The sequence below is a fragment of the Micromonospora sp. LA-10 genome (assembly GCF_051853095.1).
Classification (GTDB): Bacteria; Actinomycetota; Actinomycetes; order Mycobacteriales; family Micromonosporaceae; genus Micromonospora; species Micromonospora echinospora_A.
This window is the reverse complement of record NZ_CP195710.1, coordinates 5,663,979-5,684,327: the sequence shown is the minus strand read 5'-3', so window position 1 is coordinate 5,684,327 and position 20,349 is coordinate 5,663,979. Positions and strand designations below refer to the sequence as shown.

The 20,349-nt window shown below is 73.2% G+C and carries 20 protein-coding genes; 7 read left to right on the top strand and 13 right to left on the bottom strand.

The window, feature by feature from the left end:
- The gene (locus ACSDG8_RS26825; RefSeq protein ID WP_210895022.1) at nucleotides 1-675 is read right to left on the bottom strand and encodes a class I SAM-dependent methyltransferase; all 675 of its coding nucleotides are present in this window, start codon (nucleotides 673-675) and stop codon (nucleotides 1-3) included.
- A gap of 181 nt (nucleotides 676-856) precedes the next feature.
- Between ACSDG8_RS26825 and ACSDG8_RS26820 the strand changes: the two genes are divergently transcribed.
- Nucleotides 857-1,060 (top strand): cold-shock protein, encoded by a 204-nt coding sequence (locus ACSDG8_RS26820; protein ID WP_184686822.1) that lies wholly within the window; start codon nucleotides 857-859, stop codon nucleotides 1,058-1,060.
- 50 nt (nucleotides 1,061-1,110) lie between these two features.
- Here ACSDG8_RS26820 and ACSDG8_RS26815 read toward each other — a convergent pair whose 3' ends face one another.
- The 5 genes from ACSDG8_RS26815 to ACSDG8_RS26795 form a co-directional block, all read right to left on the bottom strand.
- Nucleotides 1,111-2,385: an MFS transporter gene (locus tag ACSDG8_RS26815; RefSeq protein WP_210895021.1), complete on the bottom strand. Its 1,275-nt coding sequence runs from the start codon at nucleotides 2,383-2,385 to the stop codon at nucleotides 1,111-1,113.
- Nucleotides 2,386-2,431: 46 nt separating this feature from the next.
- Nucleotides 2,432-3,007 (bottom strand): ArsR/SmtB family transcription factor, encoded by a 576-nt coding sequence (locus ACSDG8_RS26810; protein WP_210895020.1) that lies wholly within the window; start codon nucleotides 3,005-3,007, stop codon nucleotides 2,432-2,434.
- A gap of 96 nt (nucleotides 3,008-3,103) precedes the next feature.
- Entirely contained in the window at nucleotides 3,104-4,012 is a 909-nt protein-coding gene (locus ACSDG8_RS26805; RefSeq protein WP_210895019.1) for a hypothetical protein, read from the bottom strand.
- Between the two features lie 170 nt (nucleotides 4,013-4,182).
- The gene (locus ACSDG8_RS26800; RefSeq protein ID WP_374223492.1) at nucleotides 4,183-5,832 is read right to left on the bottom strand and encodes a CocE/NonD family hydrolase; all 1,650 of its coding nucleotides are present in this window, start codon (nucleotides 5,830-5,832) and stop codon (nucleotides 4,183-4,185) included.
- 2 nt (nucleotides 5,833-5,834) lie between these two features.
- Nucleotides 5,835-6,359 carry a MarR family winged helix-turn-helix transcriptional regulator gene (locus ACSDG8_RS26795; RefSeq protein WP_210895143.1) on the bottom strand — a complete coding sequence of 175 codons (525 nt, stop codon included), beginning with the start codon at nucleotides 6,357-6,359 and terminating at the stop codon, nucleotides 5,835-5,837.
- A 135-nt stretch (nucleotides 6,360-6,494) separates the two neighbouring features.
- Here ACSDG8_RS26795 and ACSDG8_RS26790 point away from each other — a divergent pair, with 135 nt between their 5' ends.
- Entirely contained in the window at nucleotides 6,495-8,630 is a 2,136-nt protein-coding gene (locus ACSDG8_RS26790; protein ID WP_210895018.1) for an MMPL family transporter, read from the top strand.
- Nucleotides 8,631-8,694: 64 nt separating this feature from the next.
- Here ACSDG8_RS26790 and ACSDG8_RS26785 read toward each other — a convergent pair whose 3' ends face one another.
- Entirely contained in the window at nucleotides 8,695-9,558 is an 864-nt protein-coding gene (locus ACSDG8_RS26785) for a lytic transglycosylase domain-containing protein (protein ID WP_210895017.1), read from the bottom strand.
- Between the two features lie 32 nt (nucleotides 9,559-9,590).
- Nucleotides 9,591-11,048 carry a DedA family protein gene (locus ACSDG8_RS26780; protein WP_210895016.1) on the bottom strand — a complete coding sequence of 486 codons (1,458 nt, stop codon included), beginning with the start codon at nucleotides 11,046-11,048 and terminating at the stop codon, nucleotides 9,591-9,593.
- Nucleotides 11,049-11,179: 131 nt separating this feature from the next.
- On the opposite strand from ACSDG8_RS26780, the gene typA reads away from it, so the two are divergent.
- Complete coding sequence (gene typA, locus ACSDG8_RS26775; RefSeq protein WP_210895015.1) at nucleotides 11,180-13,048, top strand: translational GTPase TypA; 1,869 nt, start codon at nucleotides 11,180-11,182, stop codon at nucleotides 13,046-13,048.
- A 9-nt stretch (nucleotides 13,049-13,057) separates the two neighbouring features.
- Here typA and ACSDG8_RS26770 read toward each other — a convergent pair whose 3' ends face one another.
- Nucleotides 13,058-13,297: a hypothetical protein gene (locus tag ACSDG8_RS26770; RefSeq protein ID WP_439427320.1), complete on the bottom strand. Its 240-nt coding sequence runs from the start codon at nucleotides 13,295-13,297 to the stop codon at nucleotides 13,058-13,060.
- Between the two features lie 62 nt (nucleotides 13,298-13,359).
- Here ACSDG8_RS26770 and ACSDG8_RS26765 point away from each other — a divergent pair, with 62 nt between their 5' ends.
- Entirely contained in the window at nucleotides 13,360-14,226 is an 867-nt protein-coding gene (locus tag ACSDG8_RS26765; RefSeq protein ID WP_210897492.1) for a serine hydrolase, read from the top strand.
- Nucleotides 14,227-14,231: 5 nt separating this feature from the next.
- On the opposite strand, the gene ACSDG8_RS26760 is transcribed toward ACSDG8_RS26765, so the two are convergent.
- Complete coding sequence (locus ACSDG8_RS26760) at nucleotides 14,232-15,029, bottom strand: tyrosine-protein phosphatase (RefSeq protein WP_210897490.1); 798 nt, start codon at nucleotides 15,027-15,029, stop codon at nucleotides 14,232-14,234.
- Nucleotides 15,030-15,073: 44 nt separating this feature from the next.
- Between ACSDG8_RS26760 and ACSDG8_RS26755 the strand changes: the two genes are divergently transcribed.
- Nucleotides 15,074-16,171, top strand: a complete 1,098-nt coding sequence (locus ACSDG8_RS26755) for a mandelate racemase/muconate lactonizing enzyme family protein (protein WP_210897488.1) — start codon at nucleotides 15,074-15,076, stop codon at nucleotides 16,169-16,171.
- A gap of 99 nt (nucleotides 16,172-16,270) precedes the next feature.
- A complete protein-coding gene (locus ACSDG8_RS26750; protein ID WP_307856287.1) occupies nucleotides 16,271-17,137 on the top strand; it encodes a C40 family peptidase in 867 nt (288 codons plus the stop codon).
- A gap of 61 nt (nucleotides 17,138-17,198) precedes the next feature.
- Here the strand turns inward: ACSDG8_RS26750 and ACSDG8_RS26745 are convergent, their stop codons facing one another.
- Nucleotides 17,199-18,197, bottom strand: coding sequence for a TerC family protein (locus ACSDG8_RS26745; protein WP_210897485.1), 999 nt, complete (start codon nucleotides 18,195-18,197; stop codon nucleotides 17,199-17,201).
- A gap of 406 nt (nucleotides 18,198-18,603) precedes the next feature.
- Here ACSDG8_RS26745 and ACSDG8_RS26740 point away from each other — a divergent pair, with 406 nt between their 5' ends.
- On the top strand, nucleotides 18,604-18,897 hold the full coding sequence (locus ACSDG8_RS26740; RefSeq protein WP_210897483.1) for an antibiotic biosynthesis monooxygenase family protein: 294 nt from the start codon (nucleotides 18,604-18,606) through the stop codon (nucleotides 18,895-18,897).
- A 117-nt stretch (nucleotides 18,898-19,014) separates the two neighbouring features.
- On the opposite strand, the gene ACSDG8_RS26735 is transcribed toward ACSDG8_RS26740, so the two are convergent.
- Both ACSDG8_RS26735 and ACSDG8_RS26730 read right to left on the bottom strand, forming a co-directional pair.
- Nucleotides 19,015-19,911: a DUF5753 domain-containing protein gene (locus ACSDG8_RS26735; protein ID WP_210897515.1), complete on the bottom strand. Its 897-nt coding sequence runs from the start codon at nucleotides 19,909-19,911 to the stop codon at nucleotides 19,015-19,017.
- A 95-nt stretch (nucleotides 19,912-20,006) separates the two neighbouring features.
- Nucleotides 20,007-20,339, bottom strand: coding sequence for a VOC family protein (locus ACSDG8_RS26730; RefSeq protein ID WP_439427319.1), 333 nt, complete (start codon nucleotides 20,337-20,339; stop codon nucleotides 20,007-20,009).
- Between the last annotated feature and the right edge of the window lie 10 nt (nucleotides 20,340-20,349).

Here is a 20,349-nt window from a genome sequence, read left to right as displayed (position 1 = left end):
TCATCGGGGGCGCAGCACCTGCACCCGTCGTACCGGGGAGTCGACAAACGGTTCGGTGGTCGGCACCAGGTAGGTGGCCACCAGTTCCAGCCCGTCCGGCGGCAGGTGGCCCCGGTCCGGGTCGCCGACCAGCACCTGGACTCCGTGCGCGGCGCAGCGCCGCAGGTAGGGCAGGACCCGGGCGGCCAGGCCCGCGTCGTAGAGCGCGTCGCCTGCCACCAGCAGGTCGGTGGCCGGCACCCCGTCGAGCAGGTCGGCGCCGTCGGCGGTCACCCGGACCCGGTTGGCGCGGGCGTTGACGGTGATCGCCGCCACCGCGTACGGGTCGATGTCGTTGGCGATCACCTCGTCCGCGCCGGCGAGCGCGGCGGCGATGGCGACCAGCCCCGATCCGGCGGCCAGGTCGAGCACCCGCCGCCCGGCGGCCAGTTCGGGGTGGTCGAGCAGGTGCCGGGCCAGCGCCTGCCCGCCGGCCCAGACCGACGCCCAGTACGGTGGCGGCAGCGACCGCCCGGCGGCGGCCTCCATCCGGGCCCACCAGAGGATGGCGTCCTCGGCCAGGTGGAGGCGCACCTCGGGCACGAACGGCGTGTCGACCAGGCGCAGGCGGTCCGGGCCCACGCCGGGCGCCGCGATCTCCTGTTCCAGGTCGGCCAGAGCCGTCTGCGTGCTCATCGGGGCAAGCATGCCGCGCCCCGCCGGACGCCGGGGTCATTTTCCCGGCGCGCCACGTATTCACGGGCGCGCCGCGCGCTTCCGGCAGCGGAATGCCGCCCGGACGGTTACTGTCAGGGTGGTACAGGGCGACCACCGGCCGCGGGGCCGGGGCTCGCCCGCATTGAACAGGGAGAGACGCATGGCAACCGGCACGGTCAAGTGGTTCAACTCGGAAAAGGGCTTCGGCTTCATCGAGCAGGACGGCGGAGGCCCGGACGTGTTCGTCCACTACTCGGCCATCCAGAGCAATGGCTACCGCGAGCTGAACGAGGGCCAGAAGGTCGAGTTCGAGGTGACGCAGGGCCAGAAGGGCCCGCAGGCGGACAACGTCCGTCCCATGTAATGACGTGCCGGTGACGGCGGTCGGAAACCGACCGCCGTCGCAGCGCACCATCAGGACGGCGCGGCCGGCAGGTCGCGCCGTTTCCGTAGCGGTCCGGCCAGCAGGATGAGCGGGGTCGCGGCCAGCCAGGCGGTCATCACCCGGATCGCGCCGCCCGGCCCCCAGGCCGCGCCCAGCGCACCGGCGAGCAGGGCGGCCAGCGGAATCGTGCCGTAGTTGAGCAGGTGCATGCTCACCGTGACGCGGCCGAGCAGCCGGTGCGGCGTGTACGTCTGCCGGAAGCTGCCCTTTACCACGTTGCCGACCGCGACGCCCAGGCTCACCAGCACACCGCCGAGCACCAGCCACGCCGTGCGCGCGCCCGGTCCGGCCAGCGGGATGAGCAGCGCGGGCGGCCCGGTGAGGGCGCCGGCGACCAGCAGCGTACGGGCGCTGCCGATCCGGCGGGCCAGGCGCGCGGCGAGCGCGGCGCCGATCACGCCGCCGAGGCTGGCGAGCCCGATCAGGAGGCCGACCAGGCCCGCCGGGAGTTCGGCCGAGCGCACCAGGAACACCACGAGCAGCGCCTGGTAGCCGGTGAGCCCGATGTTGCTCGCCGCCCCGAAGACCGTCAGCACCCGCAGGTACGGGTCGCGGACGACGAACCGCAGTCCGTCGGCGACCTCGCGGCGCAGCGACGTCGTCGCGTCCGGACGGTGCGGCCGGGCCTCGACCGCGCTGATGCGACGCAGGCAGAGCGCGGACAGCAGGAACGTGAGCGCGTCCAGCGCCACGGCGGTCACCGCGCCGACGAGCTGGGCGACGAGACCGGCCAGTCCGGGCCCGACGAGGTAGCTCGCGGTCTGTGTGGCGTGCAGCCGTGCGTTGGCCTCGGGCACCTGCTCGGGACGCAGCAGCGTGGGCAGGTAGACCTGGTCGGCGGTTTCGAAGAAGACCCGGGCCAGGCCGGCGCCGAGCGCCACGATCAGCAGGTGCCCGACGGTGAGCATCCCGGCCAGGGCGGCCACCGGCACGCTGGCGAACAGCGCCGCGGCGGCGAGGTCGGCGGCGATCATCACCGGGCGGCGGCGGACCCGGTCGACCCACGCCCCGACCGGCAGGCCGGCCAGCAGCCAGGGCAGCCAGGCCGCGGCGGTGAGCACCGCCACCTGGAAGGTGCTCGCGTCGAGCACCGCGACAGCCACCAGCGGCAGCGCCACGGCGGTCATGTTGCTGCCCACGGCGCTGACCGTGTGGCCGGTCCAGAGCAGCCGGAAGTCTCGGTTCCGGAACAGCCCGCCGCGCGGCGGGGCGGCCGGCCCGGCCGTACGCGCGGAGGCGGTCACGACGGGCGCCCCGGTAAGGCGTTCGCGGCCGCAACACTGTGGGCGGTCACGGCCGGCCCGGGACGCCGTGGGCGAAGACGAAGACGGGCTCGCGGCGCTGCCCGTCGTCGGGGATCGGCCGGTCGGCCCATCGGGTGAGCAGGGCGATCACCTCGCGGCCGAGCGTGTCCAGCTCGTCCGGGGTCAGGTGCAGCCAGTGGTCGGTGCTGAACGGGGCGTCGTTCCACGCGGCGTGCGTCTCGTCGGACGCGGTGTGCCAGGCGCGCACCATCTCGGTGTGCCGCTCCAGGTTGAGCGAGCCGGCGGCCTCGACGACCACCCGGGTGGACGGGTCGTCGCCGAAGTCGGACTCGGACCAGCGCACGCCCCGGTTGCGGGGCTTCCACCAGCGTTCCCGGCGGTCGCGTGCCAGCTCGGGCGCCTCGACCAGCAGGTCTGCGGCGGCCAGCACCTTGAGGTGGTGGCTCACGTTCGCCGGCGCCTGGTCGGTGCGCTCGGCGAGCATGCCGACGGTGCACGGGCCGTACACCTTGAGCACGTCCATGAGCCGGCGGCGCAGTGGGTGGGCGAGCGCGGCGAGCACCCGCGAGTCGGTGATCTGCCGGACGGTCGGCTGTTCCATGCGCCGAGTCTCACATCAGCAAGAGGTGTTGCGCAACACCTCTTGCCGAATTGCCCCGCCGACGGCGCCGCGACCGGCGGTCGCGGCGCCGGACGGTCAGGCGGTCAGCCGCCGGGACAGCTCGTCGGCGACGTCCCGGGCGATCTGCGGCGGGATGGCCTCGGCGATCTTCTCCGGCGGCAGGCCGGCCAGCACGCCGGAGACGATCTGCTGCTCGTCGGTGAAGTCCTTGCCGGACAGCTCGTTCACCTGCGCGACGAGCGCCGGCCAGGCGCGCAGCATCGCCAGCATCTGCTGCAGCGGCGAGTTGGCCATGGGCGGGTTGACCAGACCGGTCGTGTTGGCCGGCGAGATCAGCCAGTTGCGCAAATTCTGCAGGTCGGCCAGGACGTCGCCGACGGTACGGTTCCTCGATCCGGTGTCGTTGATGAGCCGGTCGGTCTGTTCCATGTCGTCCTCCGGTTTCGCGATGGCGATCATTCCGATCGCGGTCAGGTAGCGGCGGAACAGCGGGGTCTGGTCGCGCCCCGCCTTGGTCGAGTCGCGGAAGAAGCTGAAGTGGGTGTGGAACAGGTGGCTGCTGTCGCCGCCGGTACGCCGTCCCAGCCGGTCCCAGCGCCGCACGGTCCGGCCGTCCGGCGAGTAGATGATCTCCCTGATGTCCCGGGTGTCGGCCGCGTCCGCCCTGCACTGCGCCACCATCCAGGTGGAGAACGTCCGCAGGTTGTGCGTGCTGCCGCCGGAGCGGACGGAGAACGTGCCGACGTCCAACCCGGACGCGTGCAGGGTCAGCCCGTTCCGGTCCCGGCTGGACTCCACCACCGAGTAGTCGTTGCGCACGACCCGGTCCGAGCCGCAGTGGTAGCCACCTCGGTGGTTGACGTCGCCGACGATGCCGACCTCCGCCGGCTCCAGGTCGTCGCCGCGTACGGCCTTCTTGTCGACGTTGAGATAGGTGAGCAACAGGTTCCGGACGGCCAGCAGGTTCGCCGGGGCCGACGTCATGGCAGATCCCCTTCCGATCGATGACCGGCGAGGGCATGACAATCACACCGCGTGATGACATGCGATCCGCGGACGCGCCCCGCCGGATAACTGCACGGCACCGGGCACTTGCCCCGAGCTTAACCACGGTTAGGCAGAAGTGCCCAGCTCAGAAGCGGTTTTTTGGACTATCAGCCTGCTGTGGACGGTGGCCGCACGAGCGGCAGCGCCAACCCCGAGGGATGCTCACGATCGTGGAGGATCTCTCGCCAGCCAGCACGAAGAGTCACGGCCGTGCCGAGTGGCTCGCCGGTGCCGGGGTTACGGGCGTAACGGGGATGGGCGCCACCGGAGACTTGGACGCGCAGCCGGTGCCCGGGCGCGAAGCGGTACGCGGTCGGCCAGAGCGTCACCGGCACCGTGACCACACCGGACGGATCGCGTGGGAACCGCCCGGGCTCGACGCGGACCAGTCCGTCGCAGACGTTCCAGGAACGCTCCCGCCGGTCCACGTCGCACAGACGCACGAACACGTCCAGGTACGACAGTTCGCTGCGCAGGTGAATCTCGGCGCGTACCGGCCCGGCCACCTCGACCGGCTCGGCCAGCGGCTCGCTGGTGTAGGTGAGCACGTCCGGCCGGGCCTCCACCGGCCGGTTGTCCACCGCGCCGGCCCGCTGGGCCACGAGCAGCGGTCCGCCCAGCGACGGCGTCGGGTCGGCCGGGTCGTACCAGAAGCGGTCCGGCGCGCCGTGCTCCGGCGGTTGCGCGGCGAGCCCGCCGCCGGAGCGCAGGTGCCATCGGACAGGCGTGGCCGGCGGCGGCCAGTCGGGCAGGTCACGCCAGCCGCCGCCGGCCCCGCCGACGTGCACCCGCACCGGCGCGCGCTGCGGCGCGGGCCGCCCGGCCAGGTGCGTGTCGAGCCAGTCCAGCCCTTCGCGCAGCGACGCCACGAGCAGGCCCGGGCTGCCGTGGGTCCACGGACCGACGACCAGGCGGGGTCGCGCTCCGGTGGCCCGCAGGCGGGCGTAGTCGTCGAGCTGGGCCGGCAGGAAGATGTCCTGCCAGCCGCTGACCATGGCGACCGGGGCCCGTACCTCGGTGATCCGTTCGCCGAAGACCCGGGTACGCCAGTAGTCGGCGTCCGGGGTGTGGTGGCGCAGCCACTCCTGGAAGAACGGCACCGTGACGCCGGTGGCGACCCGGTCCGCCTCGGCCAGCGGCAGATGCGCGAGGGCACGGGCGAGCCGGGGCTGGCCGCGCTTGAGTTCCCACTGCCGGGCCAGCCAGGGCACCGTCTGCGCCTGGAGCAGCTCGGCCCAGGTGAGCACGGTGTCCAGCGCGAACGACTCCCCCGCGTACGTGGAGTCGCGGGTGGCCGAGGCGGTCACCACGGCGACCATCGCGCGCAGCTCCTCGCCCGCGTCGGCGGCTACCGCCCACTGCACGAAGCCCTGGTAGCTGGCGCCGAACATGCCGAGCGAGCCGGTCCACCACCGCTGGCGGCGCAGCCAGTCCAGCGTGTCCAGCCCGTCGTCGCGCTCGTGCACCAGCGGAGCGAACTCGCCGCCGGAGCCGTACGTGCCGCGGCAGGACTGGATGACCACGTGGAAGCCCCGCTCGGCGATCAGGCGGCCGAGCAGCCGGACCGGGCCGCCCCGCCCGTACGGGGTGCGGATCAGCACGCAGTGGGCGCCGGGCAGGTCGGGCGCGTAGTGGTCGGCGCGCAGCGTCACGCCGTCACGGACCCGGACCGGGATGTCCCGGGTGACGGTGACCCGCCCGGTGCGGGCGGCGGGCAGTCGCAGCGCCGCGGTGGCGGCCCGGGTGACCAGCCGCACGGTCAGTCGTCTCCGCCCGGGACTGGCGCGGCGCCGCGGCGGGGCGCGGCGCGGATCTCGTCGCGGTGGGTCCGCATGGAGTGCACCATCTCCGCCATGAACCGCTGCACCACGGCCAGCTCGTCGTCGCTGAAGCGGTCCATCACCTCGTCGGTACGGCGCCCGAGCGGGCCGAAGAAGCTCTGCGCGAGCGTGGCGCCACGGTCGGCGTAGTGCAGGAGGATCTTGCGGCGGTCGGCGGTGTCCCGGTCGCGGCGGATGTGGCCGCCGCGTTCCAGGCGGTCGACGAGCGCGGTCACCGAGCCGGAGGAGATGTTCAGCGCCTCACCGAGGCGGCCCGGGGTGATCGGGTCGCCGACCAGCTCGGCCTCCATCACCGCGATCAGCGCGTGCAGGTCGGTGGCGTTGAGCCCGTGCAGCCCGGCGAAGGCGTGCCCGATGTGCTGGGCGTCGACCGAGTAGCGGCGCAGGTCGTTGGTGATCTCGGCGACCATCCGCCCGCGCGGGTCGTCCCGTCGCCGGTACATCCTGTGCGCCACCGCTCGCCGCCACCCCCCTGTCCGGACCCGGTCCGGTTGCAGCATAGAACCACCCCGGATAATCTCGCTTATCAAGATACTCGTTCAAAGAGAATCCTCCGCGACCAATAGTGAGGGCATCCGATGTCACTGTTCTCCCGCGTCGTCCGGGGCCGGCTCGCCGCCTGGCTCACCCTGGCCGTCGCGCTCGTCGTCGGCGTAGTCGCCTTCGGGCTGCCGAAGCCGGACAATCCCGACCCGGTCTCCGGCACCGGCCTGTCCGTGGAATGGCAGTCGACGCAGGTCGAACGGCTACAGGACCAGTTGCCCTCCAAGGACGCCCAGACCGCCCTGGTGGTGGTCAGCCGCGCCGACCAGGCGCCGCTGAGCGGCGCCGACCGCGGCACGCTCGACGGCCTCTCCGGCCAGCTGAGCTCGCTCGCCGCCGGCGGGCGGGTCTCCCCCGCCCAGGTCTCCCCGGACGGGACCGTGGCGCTGGTCGCGGTGCCGCTGTCCACCGAGGGCGGCCCGTCGGCGGTGGTCGACGAGGTGGAGAAGCTCCGCGAGGCGGTCGGTGACCTGCCCGGCGAGCTGACCGTCGAGGTCACCGGCGGCCCGGCGTTCACCGCCGACCTGGGCAAGGTGTTCGAGGGCGCCGACACGACGCTGCTGCTGTTCACCGCCGCCGTGGTGGCGGTGCTGCTGCTGATCACCTACCGCAGCCCGTTCCTGTGGCTCGTACCGCTGCTCGTGGTGGGCGCGACCGAGCAGATCACGCTGCGCGTGGTGGAGTCCCTCGTGCCCGCGTTCGGCATCTACCTGCCCAGCGGGCAGGTGACCGGCATCGCCAGCGTGCTGGTGTTCGGCGCCGCGACCAACTACGCGCTGCTGCTCATCGCCCGCTACCGGGAGGAACTGCGCCGGGAGGAGGACCGGTTCGCCGCCATGCGGTCCGCGCTGCGCCGTACCGCCGAGCCGATCCTGGCCAGCGGCAGCACCGTCGTCCTCGGCGTCCTCACGCTGCTGCTGTCCGAGCAGGAGACCAACCGGGCGCTCGCCCTGGCCTGCGCCACCGGTGTGATCCTCGCCATGCTCTCCGCGCTGTTCGTGCTCCCCGCCGCGCTGCTGCTGTTCGGCCGGGGCCTGTTCTGGCCGTTCATCCCCCGCGTCGGCAGCGCCGCCCGCGAGGGCCGGATCTGGGGCCGCCTGGGCGAGATGGTCGTCCGCCGGCCGCTGCCGGTCGCCGCGCTCGCCGTCCTGCTGCTCGCCGGCCTGGCCCTCGGCGGCCTCGGCATCCGCACCGGCCTGTCCGAGACCGAGCAGTTCAGCGAGAAGCCGGAGGCGGTCGCCGGGGCGGAGACGCTCGCGCGGGCATTCCCGGCCGGCAGCACCCAGCCGGTGGCGGTGCTCACCAACCCGCAGGCCGCCCAGGCCGTCCTCGCCGCCGCGAGCGACGTCGACGGGGTCGCCTCGGCCCGCCCGGGCGCCGCCGGCGACCGGGTCGCCCAGATCGACGTGGTGCTCACCGCCGAGCCCGGCAGCGCCGCCTCCGACCGGGCCGTGGTGGCGCTGCGCGACGCCGTGGCCGCCGTACCGGATTCCGCGCCGCCCGCCGTGGACGGCGCGGACGCCCCCGACGGCGCCCTGGTCGGTGGTTCGGTCGCCGCCACGTACGACTCGAACGAGGCGAACACCCGGGACCTGCAGCTGATCCTGCCGCTCATCCTGCTGCTGGTCGGCGCGGTGCTGGTGCTGCTGCTGCGCGGAATCCTGGCGCCGCTGCTGCTGGTGCTGACCGTGATCGCGTCGTTCTTCGCCAGCCTCGGCGCGGCCTGGCTGCTCTTCGACCACGTGCTGGACTTCCCGGCGCTGGACAGCGGGGTGCTGCTGCTCGCGTTCGTCTTCCTGGTGGCGCTCGGCGTCGACTACAACATCTTCCTGGTCACCCGGGCCCGGGAGGACGCCCGGCGCACCGGCACCCGCGAGGGCATGCTGTCGGCGCTGCGGGTCACCGGCGGCGTCATCACCAGCGCCGGCATCCTGCTCGCCGCGGTCTTCGCGGTGCTCGGCGTGCTGCCGCTGATCACGCTCACCCAGATCGGCATCATCGTTTGCCTCGGTGTGCTGCTGGACACGCTGCTGGTCCGTACCGTGCTGGTGCCGTCGCTGGCGTTCCTGCTCGGCGACCGGTTCTGGTGGCCCGGCCGGATCAAGCGGGACGCCGACGCGCCCACCGGCGCCGCCGAGGCGCCGGCCGAGCCGGTGCCCGCGCGGGACTGACCTCGACGGAACGGGCGGGGGCCGGCACGTTCGCCGGCCCCCGCCCGTTCGTCTGTTCTTCAGCTCAGAAGCTGAGGCACTCGCACTCGGTCATCAGCGCCCGCACGTTGCGCACGTACTGCGGGTTGGGGATGGCCAGCGGCATGTCCTTCTGCGCCACCTTGCCGTGACCGAAGTTGTAGGCCGCGATCACGGCGTTGAGCAGGCACGAGTCCAGCTGCGCGGTGCACAGCGAGGCGTCGAGACGGTAGTCGGCCTTGAAGTACATGTCGCCGATGTACTTGGTCAGCCAGGCCAGGTAGCTGCCGCCCAGGTAGGCGTTGTCGCGGTAGTCCTCGACGTCGTACGACTGGCCGAACCGCTGGTTCATCCACTCCGCCGTATCCGGCATGACCTGCATCAGCCCGATCCCGGTGTCACAGGCGATGATGTTGGACTGCCACCCGCTCTCCTGCCAGGCGGTGGCCTTCAGCAGCGCCGACGGGATGCGGATGTCCGGCGCGGAGGTCGGCCAGTAGGTGCGCGCCGCGGCGTCCGCGAGCGCCGCCTTGACCTGGCTCCGGCTGGCCTTGGTGCCCCGGTAGCTCGGCTTGCAGCCCTCGTCCACGTCCTTGGGCGGTTCCGGCGGAAGCCGGGTCTCGGTCGGCGGATCCGGCCGGGCCAGCGGCTTGGTGGACGTGCGCGGCGGCTTGGCTCGTGAGGCCGACGCGCTCGGGCTGGGCCGCCCGCCCATCGCCGCCACCGCCGGCGGCTCCTCGCTGGGCGCGTCGGCGGGCGCCTCCTGCGGTTCGTCCGCCGGCGCCGCCGTGGGCAGGTCCGCGGCGACCTCTCGGACCGGCCGTTCCTGTTCGCCGCACGCCGTCAGCGTGCCCGTCGCGAGCAGCGCCGCCACCGCCACCGCGGCCCACCGGCCGAGTCCTCGCCGCATCCGACCTCCCCCGTCGTCGCCGTCGGCGCACCCTAACAAGGATCGGCAGGTCCACGGGGTACCCGAGACGCCGACCGGCGCCGCCGCGGACGGGGCGGCGCGTCCCGTGGGGCCGGGTCGCCGTCGGCCGGGTCCGGCCGCTCGGCGCCGTCGGCCAGCCGGTCCCGGGTCGCCCACGCCACCACGAACACCGTGGTCCAGGCGATGCCGAGCAGCACCGCCGTGACGGTGCCGCTCGCGGTGCTGAGTCCCAGGTAGAGCCGCGCGCCGGTGACCATGACCACCCCTGCCGACGCGGCCGTCCAGACGGCCACGCCGACCGGCCAGCGCACGCCGCGGGACAGCAGCCAGGCCAGCGTGCCGAAGCTCGCCGTCACCACCGCGTTCTGGGTCGGGAACAGGTCACCGGCCCGGTCCGGGCCACCCGGATCTGTCAGATCCGCGACAACGACGAGCAACACCAGCGGCACCGCCGCGCCCACGGTGCCCAGCACCCCGAGCGGATCGGCCCGCCACGGCCGGCCCCGCCCCGTCACCACGGCGGCCACCACGGCGACCGCGGCGATGAGCAGCCAACCCCGCAGACCCGACACCGCGGCCTGCGCCGCGTCGACCACCCCGGGGGTACGCCGGGCGGCGAACCAGTCGGCGACCAGCCCGTCGAGGACGCCCAGCCCGCTGTGCCGGACCACCGCCTCCAGCAGCAGCGCCACGGCCAGCCCGGCGACGAACAGCAGCGCCAGCCCCAGCACCAGGTTGACCAGCAGGCTCCAGGCCGGCCCGACCCGCATCCCGAGCAGGAAGAACAGCACGCCGTACCGGGACCGCAGCCAACGCAGCGGCGGCAGCGCGGCGGCCCGTGCCGCCAACGCGCGCACCGGGTCCGGGTTACGCCCCAGCCAGCGTCCCGCCAGCACCACGCCGAGCAGGCACAGCAGCAGGGCCAGCACCGCCCCGGTGGCCCGGCCGAGCAGCTTCGACACCCGCTCGTACGACTCGCCCGCCAGGTAGCCGGCCAGCACCGAGGCGCCGACCCAGCTCGCCACCCCGGCCAGGTTCCACGGCGCGAACCGCCGGTACGGCATCCCGGCCGACCCGGCCAGCCGGGGCGCCAGCGTACGGGCGAACGCGATCCAGCGGGCGGCCAGCACACCCCGGCCGCCCAGCCGGTCCAGCAGCGAGTCGGCGCGCCGCCACCGGTGCGCCCCGATCCGGGCGCCCACCCCCGAGGCGCGCAGCCGTGGGCCGTACCGCCGCCCGGCCCGCCACGCGAGTGTGTCTCCGATCACTGCGGCGGCGGTCATGGCCACCAGCACGGGCGCGAGGCGCAGCGTCCCCGCGTACGCTAGGAAGCCGACCAGAAGCAGGGTCGCCTCGCCGGGCATCAGCAGCCCGACGATCACCGCGGTCTCCGCCGCGACGATCGCCGCGGCGGCCAGGTAGATCAGCAGGGGCGGCAGCTCCTGCAGCCAGCTCAGCAGGTCAGGCATCGGGCACACCGCACGGGTGTCAGCATGCCAGTCGCTGGAACGGTCGGCACAGCACTTTCGACGCAGATCCGGGCGATCTCGGGGTGACCCCGAGGCGTGCCCGGGCAACCGCAGACAGGAGTATGGAGGGTATGCAGCTACGCACCGACCTCCGCAACGTCGCCATCATCGCCCACGTCGACCACGGCAAGACGACCCTGGTCGACGCCATGTTGCGGCAGGCCGGCGCCTACGGCGCCCGCGGTGAGACCACCGATCGGGTCATGGACTCGATGGACCTCGAGCGGGAAAAGGGCATCACCATCCTCGCCAAGAACACCGGCGTGCGGTACCTGCCGGCCGACGGCTCGGAACCGGTCACCATCAACATCATCGACACCCCCGGTCACGCCGACTTCGGCGGCGAGGTCGAGCGCGGCCTGACCATGGTCGACGGTGTGGTGCTGCTGGTCGACGCCAGCGAGGGCCCCCTGCCGCAGACCCGGTTCGTGCTCCGCAAGGCGCTGCGCGCCCGGCTGCCGATCATCCTGGTGATCAACAAGGTGGACCGTCCGGACGCCCGGATCAAGGAGGTCGTGGACGACACCTACGAGCTCTTCCTCGACCTGGACGCCGACGAGGAGCAGATCGACTTCCCGATCGTCTACGCCTGCGCCCGCGACGGCATCGCCTCGCTGACCCAGCCCGCCGACGGCGCGGTCCCGGACGACAGCAGCAGCCTGGAACCGCTGTTCCGCACCCTGCTGGACACCATCCCGGCGCCCGCGTACGACGAGGACGCGCCGCTTCAGGCGCACGTCACCAACCTCGACGCCTCGCCGTTCCTGGGCCGGCTCGCGCTGTGCCGGGTCCGCCAGGGCACCATCAGCAAGGGCCAGACCGTGGCCTGGTGCCGCACCGACGGCAGCACCCAGCGGGTCCGCATCTCCGAGCTGCTGATGACCGAGGGCCTGGAGCGCAAGCCCGCCGAGTCCGCCGGACCGGGCGACATCATCGCCGTCGCCGGCATCCCGGAGATCATGATCGGTGAGACGCTCGCCGACGCCGAGAACCCGGTCCCGCTGCCGCTGATCACCGTGGACGAGCCGGCCATCTCGATGACCATCGGCACCAACACCTCGCCGCTCGTCGGCCGGGTCAAGGGCGCCAAGGTCACCGCCCGGATGGTCAAGGACCGGCTCGACAAGGAGCTCGTCGGCAACGTGTCGCTGCGGGTGCTGCCCACCGAGCGGCCGGACGCCTGGGAGGTGCAGGGCCGCGGCGAGCTGGCTCTGGCCATCCTGGTCGAGCAGATGCGCCGCGAGTCCTTCGAGCTCACCGTCGGCAAGCCGCAGGTGGTAACCCGGGAGATCGACGGGAAGACCTGCGAGCCGGTCGAGCGGCTGACCATCGACTCCCCGGAGGAGTACCTCGGCGCGATCACCCAGCTGCTGGCGACCCGCAAGGGCCGCATGGAGCAGCTGGTCAACCACGGCACCGGCTGGATCCGGATGGAGTGGCTGGTCCCGGCGCGCGGCCTGATCGGCTTCCGCACCGAGTTCCTCACCGAGACCCGCGGCACCGGCATCCTGCACCACGTCTTCGAGTCGTACGAGCCGTGGTTCGGCGAGCTGCGCACCCGCAACAACGGGTCGCTGGTCGCCGACCGGGCCGGCGCGGTCACCGCGTTCGCCATGACCAACCTCCAGGAGCGCGGCCAGCTCTTCGTCGACCCGGGCACCGAGGTGTACGAGGGCATGATCGTCGGTGAGAACTCCCGCTCCGACGACATGGACGTCAACATCACCAAGGAGAAGAAGCTCACCAACATGCGCTCGTCGACCGCCGACGAGACCGAGAAGCTGATCCCGCCGCGCAAGCTGTCGCTGGAGCAGGCGCTGGAGTTCTGCCGCGAGGACGAGTGCGTCGAGGTCACCCCGGCCGCGGTGCGCATCCGCAAGGTGGTGCTGGACCAGACCCAGCGCGGCCGGATGGCCGCCCGCCGCAAGCACGCCGGCTGACCCACCCGCTCACCAGCCCCACCCGGAGCCCGGCCCGCCCTCAGGCGGGCCGGGCTCCGGTGTCCACCCGAGACGGCGCAGCTCGGCCGCGTGCGCGCCGGTGCCGCAGCACAGGTCCAGACAGCGGCCGGGGCCCTCGCCCAGCAGGCCGGCCAGCACCGACCGGATCCGGTCCATGTAGACGGACGAGGTCTCGCTGGCGTACTCCTCGTACCAGTCGGCGATGTCGTCGTACAGCGGGGTCGTCATCTCCGCACGCTAGCCCCGCACCGGGGCCCGCCGCTGCCCCGCAGATCGGCTACGGTGCCCCCATGACCTGGGAGGAGCTCGACGCGCACCTGGACAAGGTGCCCGGCACCGTCTCCGCGTACGTGGGCCGGCCCGGCGCGCGGCCCACGTGGACGCGACGCGCCGACGCCACCCACTACGCGGCGAGCACCATGAAGCTCGCAGTGCTGGTGGCGCTGTTCCGGGCCGCCGAGGCCGGCCGGCTGGACCTGGACGCGCCGGTGCCGGTGCGCAACTCGTTCGACTCGGCCCTGCCCTGCGCGCCCCGGTTCGCCAACGCCCGGGACTACGACAACGACGAGGCGGTCTGGGACCGGGTGGGCGGGGACGCGCCGCTGCGCTGGCTCGCCGAACGGATGATCGTCCGGTCCAGCAACCTCGCCACGAACATCTGCATCGGCCAGGTGGGGCTGCCCGCGGTGGCGCAGGCGTGGGCGCTCGCCGGGGCCCGGCACAGCGTCACCGGGCGCGGCATCGAGGACTTCGCCGCCCGCGACTCCGGCATCGACAACCTGGTCACCGCCGCCGACCTGGCCGCGCTGCTCGGCGAGCTGGCGCTCGGCGCGACCCGGCCCGGCCCGCTCGCCCCGCCGTCCGCCTGCACGGCCATGCTCGACGTGCTCGCCGCCCAGGAACACCGCGAGGACCTGGCCGCCGGGCTGCCCGACGGCACCCGGATCGCGCACAAGAACGGCTGGGTACGCGGCGTGCGCCACGGTGCCGGTGTGGTCTTCCCGGACGACGCCCCGCCGTACACGATCGTCGTCTGCACCACCACCGACCTGGCCGACGGCGGCGCGGACGGCGACGAGGTCGAGGACGACGCCTGCCGTCTGATCGCGCACGTCTCCGCGCGGGTCTGGGCGGCGCGGCACGACCTGGCCGGCTGACCCGGCTACTCCAGCAGCCGCTCGCGCAGCGCCGCGCGGTCCGCGTCGGTCACCCCCAGACCGTCACGCAGGTACGCCTCGAACGAGCCGTGCGCCCGGCGCACCTCGTCGTAGGCGGCGTCCAGGTATTCCGGGCGCACCTCCAACAGCGGCCGCGCCGCAGCCGGGTCCAGGTCGGGCCGGCGCCGGATCATCGCGGACAGCAGCACCTCGCGCAGGCTCTCGGTCAGCTCGTTGTGCACCAGGTAGTCAGCGCGGATCGCCTCCTCCTCGACGCCCAGCGCGGTCAGCAGCACCACCGACAGCCAGCCGGTGCGGTCCTTGCCGGCCGAGCAGTGGAACAGCAGCGGCAGGTTCGCCTCCTCCACGGCCAGCCGCACCGCCGCGCTGAAGCCGGCCCGCGCCGGCTCGCCGGTGACGAACCAGCGGTAGATCGCGGTCATCGCCCCCGGCATGCCCTCGCGGGCCAGCGCCGCGTACGCGTTCAGGTCGTGGCCCTGCAGCACCGCCGAGACGTACGTGAAGACGGGGTGCGCCGCGTCGTAGACCGGCAGGTGCACCTGGCGGGGCTCACCGACCAGCCGGTCGGGCGGGGCCACCGCCTGCTCGTGGACGTCGCGCAGGTCCACCACGCAGGCCGGGCCGAGTTTGCCCAGCACCGGCAGGTCCTCGTCAGTGAGCCGGCCCAGCGCGGGCGTGCGGATGAGCCGCCCGGCGCGTACCCGCCGCCCGTCGGTTGTCGGCAGTCCGCCCAGGTCACGCGCGTTCGGCGCGCCCACCAGCTCCCATTCCCGCCCGGTCATCGGCCCTCCCCTGTTCGCCGCCAGTTGGCTATAGGGTGCCCCACATGACGATCGCCGCGGTACGCACCCACCGGCTCTCGGCCCCCTTACACACCCCGTTCGTCACCGCGCTGCGCCGTACCACCACCGTGGACACGCTGGTCGTGGAGGTGATCGACGGCGACGGCCGTTCGGGTTTCGGTGAGGCGCCGCAGGTCTGGCAGGTCACCGGCGCGTCGGTGGCCGGCGCCGAGGCGTGCGTACGCGAGATGCTCGCGCCGCTGCTGATCGGCCGGGACGCCGACGACCTCCAGGCGGGTTGCGCGCTGGTGCGTCGCGCCGTGGTGGGCAACGAGTCGGCGAAGGCGGCGCTCGACGTGGCGCTGCACGACCTGGCCGCGCGGCGGCTCGGCGTACCCCTGGTGCGCCTGCTCGGCGGCTCGGCGCTGCGCGTGCCGACGGACGTCACGCTCGCGGCCGGCGACGCGGTCGACCTGGCCGCGACGGCGGCGCGGCGCGGCGCCGAGGGGTTCGGGGTGCTCAAGCTCAAGGTCGGCACCGACGCCCGCGGCGACCTCGAGCGGGTGCGGGCGGTGCGGGCCGCGGTCGGGCCGGAGGTGCGGATCCGGCTGGACGCCAACCAGGGCTGGACGCCGCGGGAGGCGGTCCGGGTGATCCGCGCGATCGAGGACGCGGGGCTGGACGTCGAGCTGGTCGAGCAGCCGGTGCACCGCCGTGACCTGGACGGGCTGGCCTGGGTCAGTGAGCGGGTCGGGCTGCCGATCCTGGCCGACGAGTCCGTCTTCGACACGCGTGACCTGGTCGAGGTGATCCGGCGGCGGGCGGCGGACATGGTGAACGTGAAGCTGGCCAAGTGCGGCGGCCTGCAACCGGCCCGCACGCTGCTGGACCTGGCCGCCGCGCATGGCATGGGCACCATCGTCGGGTCGATGATGGAAGGGCCGGTAGGGGTCGGCGCCGCCGCCAGCCTGGTCGCCGCCTACGGGACCACGGCGGTGTCGGACCTCGACGCCGCGTGGTGGCTGGCCTGGTCGCCGGTCACCGGCGGCATCCGGTACGAGGGCGCGAGCGTGCTGCTGCCGGACGCGCCGGGGCTCGGCGTCACCGGCCTACGTGAAGCTAAGATTCAAAGAAGTGGTTGAGTGGCGGCAGAATTTTTCATAGGGTCGCCCGGAGAACCACTGCAGAGAGGGGTGCGCGTGGTGCCTCAACCGTGCCGACAGGCCGTCGTACGGGTGCCGGTGGCGACCCTGTGGACAGCACCCGACGCGGTGCGCCCGATCGACCGGCCCGCCCTCGCCGACTGCCCCGACATCGCCGGCTGGATCGCCGGAATGGACCGCGACCAGCTGGTCGGCGACTGCGTCCTGACCCAGTTGCTGCTCGGCGAGCGGGTACGGGTCACCGAGACGCGGACGGACGGCTGGACCCGGGTGGTGGCACTCGGGCAGCCCGCCGCGAAACACGGCGCCGACGGCTACCCGGGCTGGATGCGGACCGCCCACCTGACCGTCGCCGACCCGGTCGACGCCGCGCTGACCGTCGACGTCGCCCACACCACGCTGCGTGTCGCGCCGGGCGGCGCTGCGGCGCTCAGCGGCCTGGTGCTCGGCACCCGCCTGGCGTCGGCCGGACGGCCGGTGGACGGCGGGCGGCCGGTCCGCGTACCGGGTCGGGCCGACCCGCTGTGGGCCCCGGAGGGCGACCTGGTGCCGCTGCCGGCCGAACGCCCCGAGGCCAAGGAGGTGCTCGCGGTCGCCGAGCGGCTGCGCGACCTGGTGTACGTCTGGGGCGGCCTGTCCACCGACGGCATCGACTGCTCCGGGCTGGTCCACCTGGCCTGGCGGCGGTACGGGATCACGCTCCCCCGCGACGCCGACGATCAGGCGGACGCGACGACTCCGGTGGCGCTCGACGACGAGCGTCCCGGCGACCTCTACTTCTTCGCGCGGCCCGGCCGGCGCGTCCACCACGTCGGGATCGTGTCGGCCGAGCCGCACGGCGGCCGGCGCCGGATGCTGCACGCCTGCTACCTGACCCGCCGGGTGGTCGAGGAGGAGCTGCCCGCCGACCGGGTCGCCACACTCGTCGGCGCGCACCGCGTCTGACACTCGCAGAAACGCCGCTGGGCGCCCCCGGCACGAGGACGCCCAGCGGTTGGTGATCCGGTCAGCGGCGGGCCTTGACCAGCTCCCGGCGCCGGTCCCGCGACGACTTCGCCAGGCTTGCCACAGTGGCCACGGCCAGGGTGCCGAGGATGACGGTGAGCGACAGCCAGATCGGGATGTGCGGGGCCCATCCCACCGGCTCGCCGCCGTTGATGAACGGCAGGTGGTTGTCGGCGAGCGCCTCCAGCACCAGCTTCACGCCGATGAAGCCGAGCACCACCGCCAGCCCGTAGCTGAGGTAGATGAGCCGGTCCAGCAGGCCGCCGAGCAGGAAGTAGAGCTGCCGCAGCCCCATCAGCGCGAACACGTTCGCGGTGAAGACCAGGTACGGCTCCTGGGTGATGCCGAAGATCGCCGGGATCGAGTCGAGCGCGAAGATCAGGTCGGTGGTGCCGATCGCGATCATCACGATCAGCATCGGGGTGAAGAGCCGCCGTCCGTTCTCCCGGGTGGTGATCCGCGCCCCGTCGTAGTCCCGGGACAGCGGCAGCGCCCGCCGGCTCCACCGGATCAGCAGGTTCTCGCTGAACTCGTCCTCGTCCGGCTCGCCCTGCCGGGCCAGGTTCACAGCGGTGTAGATGAGGAACGCGCCGAAGATGTAGAACACCCAGGAGAACTGGGAGATCAGCGCCGCGCCGGCCGCGATGAAACCGCCGCGCATGACCAGCGCCAGGATGATGCCGACGAGCAGCACCTTCTGCTGGTACTGCCGGGGCACCCCGAAGCGGGCCATGATGATGACGAAGACGAAGAGGTTGTCCACCGAGAGGCTGTACTCGGTGAGCCAGCCGGTGTAGAACTCGCCCGCCACGCGACCACCGGCGGTCAGCCAGAGCACCACGCCGAAGATCAGCGCCAGGCCCACGTAGAAGCCCACCCAGAGGCTCGACTCGCGGACGCTGGGCTCGTGCGGTCGCCGGCCGATGATGAACAGGTCGGCGAGCAGGACCGCGGTCATCGCGATCAGCGTTACCGCCCACACCAATGCGGACACGTTCAAATCCATCCTCCGGCAGACACGCGGCGTCGGGCACACCGTACGCCGGGTGGGGTGCCGGGGTGCGTCGACGCTGACAGGGGTGACTGTCGGAGGTCTCTTCCGCCGGAACCCGGTAGCTGGTTCCGACCGACGGAGCCGGGTCGGGCCACCGTGGGGGTACCGGGGCTCTTCCGTGCTGACGACTCCGCCGCGAGGGAATACTCCCCTCCTCGGCAGCCATTGTTCACCATCACACCCAGGCGCCGCATCTCCGGGCCGTCGTCCGGCTGGGTGACGTGTGCCGCCTCACGTCGCGCAGCGCGTCCTAGGAGGCTAGCTCATAGCCTGCCCGCTCGGACATCGACCCGGCCGGACGGGATCTCCCCCGGGGCGTACGCCCGTCGGGGCGGCATGGCAGGCTGCGGGCATGGTTCTTGAGGTCGCGCTTATCGATGTGACGCCCGGAAACGAGGACGACTTCGCCGCCGCCTACGCGCAGGCGCGGCCGATCCTCGCCGGCGCCGAGGGCTGCCGTTCCGTGCGGATGACCCGGGGCGTGGAGTCGCCCACCCGGTTCGTCCTGCTGGTCGAGTGGGACTCGGTCGAGGCGCACGACGTGAACTTCCGCCAGACCGAACGGTTCGCGCAGTGGCGCGGGCTCATCGGCCCGTTCTTCGCCGGGCCGCCGCTGGTCGAGCACTTCACCGACGTCCCGGCCTGAACTGTCGTACCCGTGCCGTAGCCTGCGCGCTGCGCGGCCATCGGCCCCGACGGTCATCGGGGGCGCCGGGCCCGGTGGTCGCGCCAACTCGTGCCGGTCAGCCCGCCATGCTCACAGTCAGTCCAGCTCGTGCGGATCGCGCTGACGGGGCACCGGCGCGGCGCCCAGCCGCCGGGCCACCAGCTCGGCCGTGGCATCCGGTGGCAGCGCGACCGCGAGCAGCCGTTCGATGACCCGCTCGTAGTGGGCCACGTCCGTCTCGGACACCAGGCGCACGTCGGTGGTGAGCGTCTCCACCAGCACCGTGCGCGGGTCCGCCGGATCGGGGTAGGCGTAGTACGAGAACGGCGCGAGCGGGTGCGGGCCGTCGCCGCAGGACGCGCCGGGCAGCAGCCGGACGCTGACGCGTGGCCGCTCGCCGAGGGCGAGCAGATGCCGCATCTGGTCGCGCCACACGTCACCGGGCAGGCCGTCCGGGTCGCAGACCCGCTCGTCGATCAGCGCCGTGTAGTGCGGCGGGTCCGGCCGGATCAGCAGCTCCTGACGCGCCGCGCGGGCGCGGACCTCGGCCTCCACGTCGACATCGCCGGTCAGCGCCGCGCCCGCCGACACCCGCAACCGGGCGTACGCCGGGGTCTGGAGCAGGCCGGGCACGAGCGCGCACTGGTACTCCACGATGCGCTCGGCGCCCGCCTCCAGCTCGACGTACGCCCGCTGCCGTTCGCCCATCTCGCCGAGCGCCCGGGACCAGCCGCGTCCGGTGGCGGCGTCCCGGGCGATGACGATCAACTCGTCCCGCTGCGGCGACGGCACCTGGTAGACGTCGAGCAGGTCGAGCACGTCGGCCAGGTCGGGCCGGCTCTGCCCCAGCTCGATGCGGGACAGCTTCGAGGTGGACGCCCAACCCAGCCGGACGCAGACCTGCTCCAACGTGAGCGACTCGCGGCGGCGCAGCCGGCGCAGCTCCACACCGAGCCGCGCCCTCCGGACCACGGGACTTGCTGACAACGGCATGCACGCCTCCCAGGGGAGGAGCGTACGCATGACCATCACGCTCGGCAATACCTCGCCCACACAGCGCTACCATGCCCGAAGTAGACGCCAGTCGTTCAGGGGCGGTAGGTGCCGAACGACCAGACCACTCCGGACAGGTCGCGGGCGATGTAGTCCCGGGAGCCGTAGTCGGTGTCGAACGGCGCCCGGACGATCTCCGCGCCGGCCGCCCGGGCCCGCTCGTGGTGCGCGTCGACGTCGTCGATCGCCAGGTAGACGCGGTGGTCGTCGTCGGCCGGGCGGGGCTGCGGCGCCGGCCCCGGGCCGAGCATCACCAGGTCGCCGGCGTACTCCAGCTCGACGTGGACGAGCGTGCCGTCGGGCAGCTCGTGCAGCTCGCGCACGGTGAGGCCGAACGCGGAACAGAGGAAGTCGACGGCGGCTCGCACGTCGGGATAC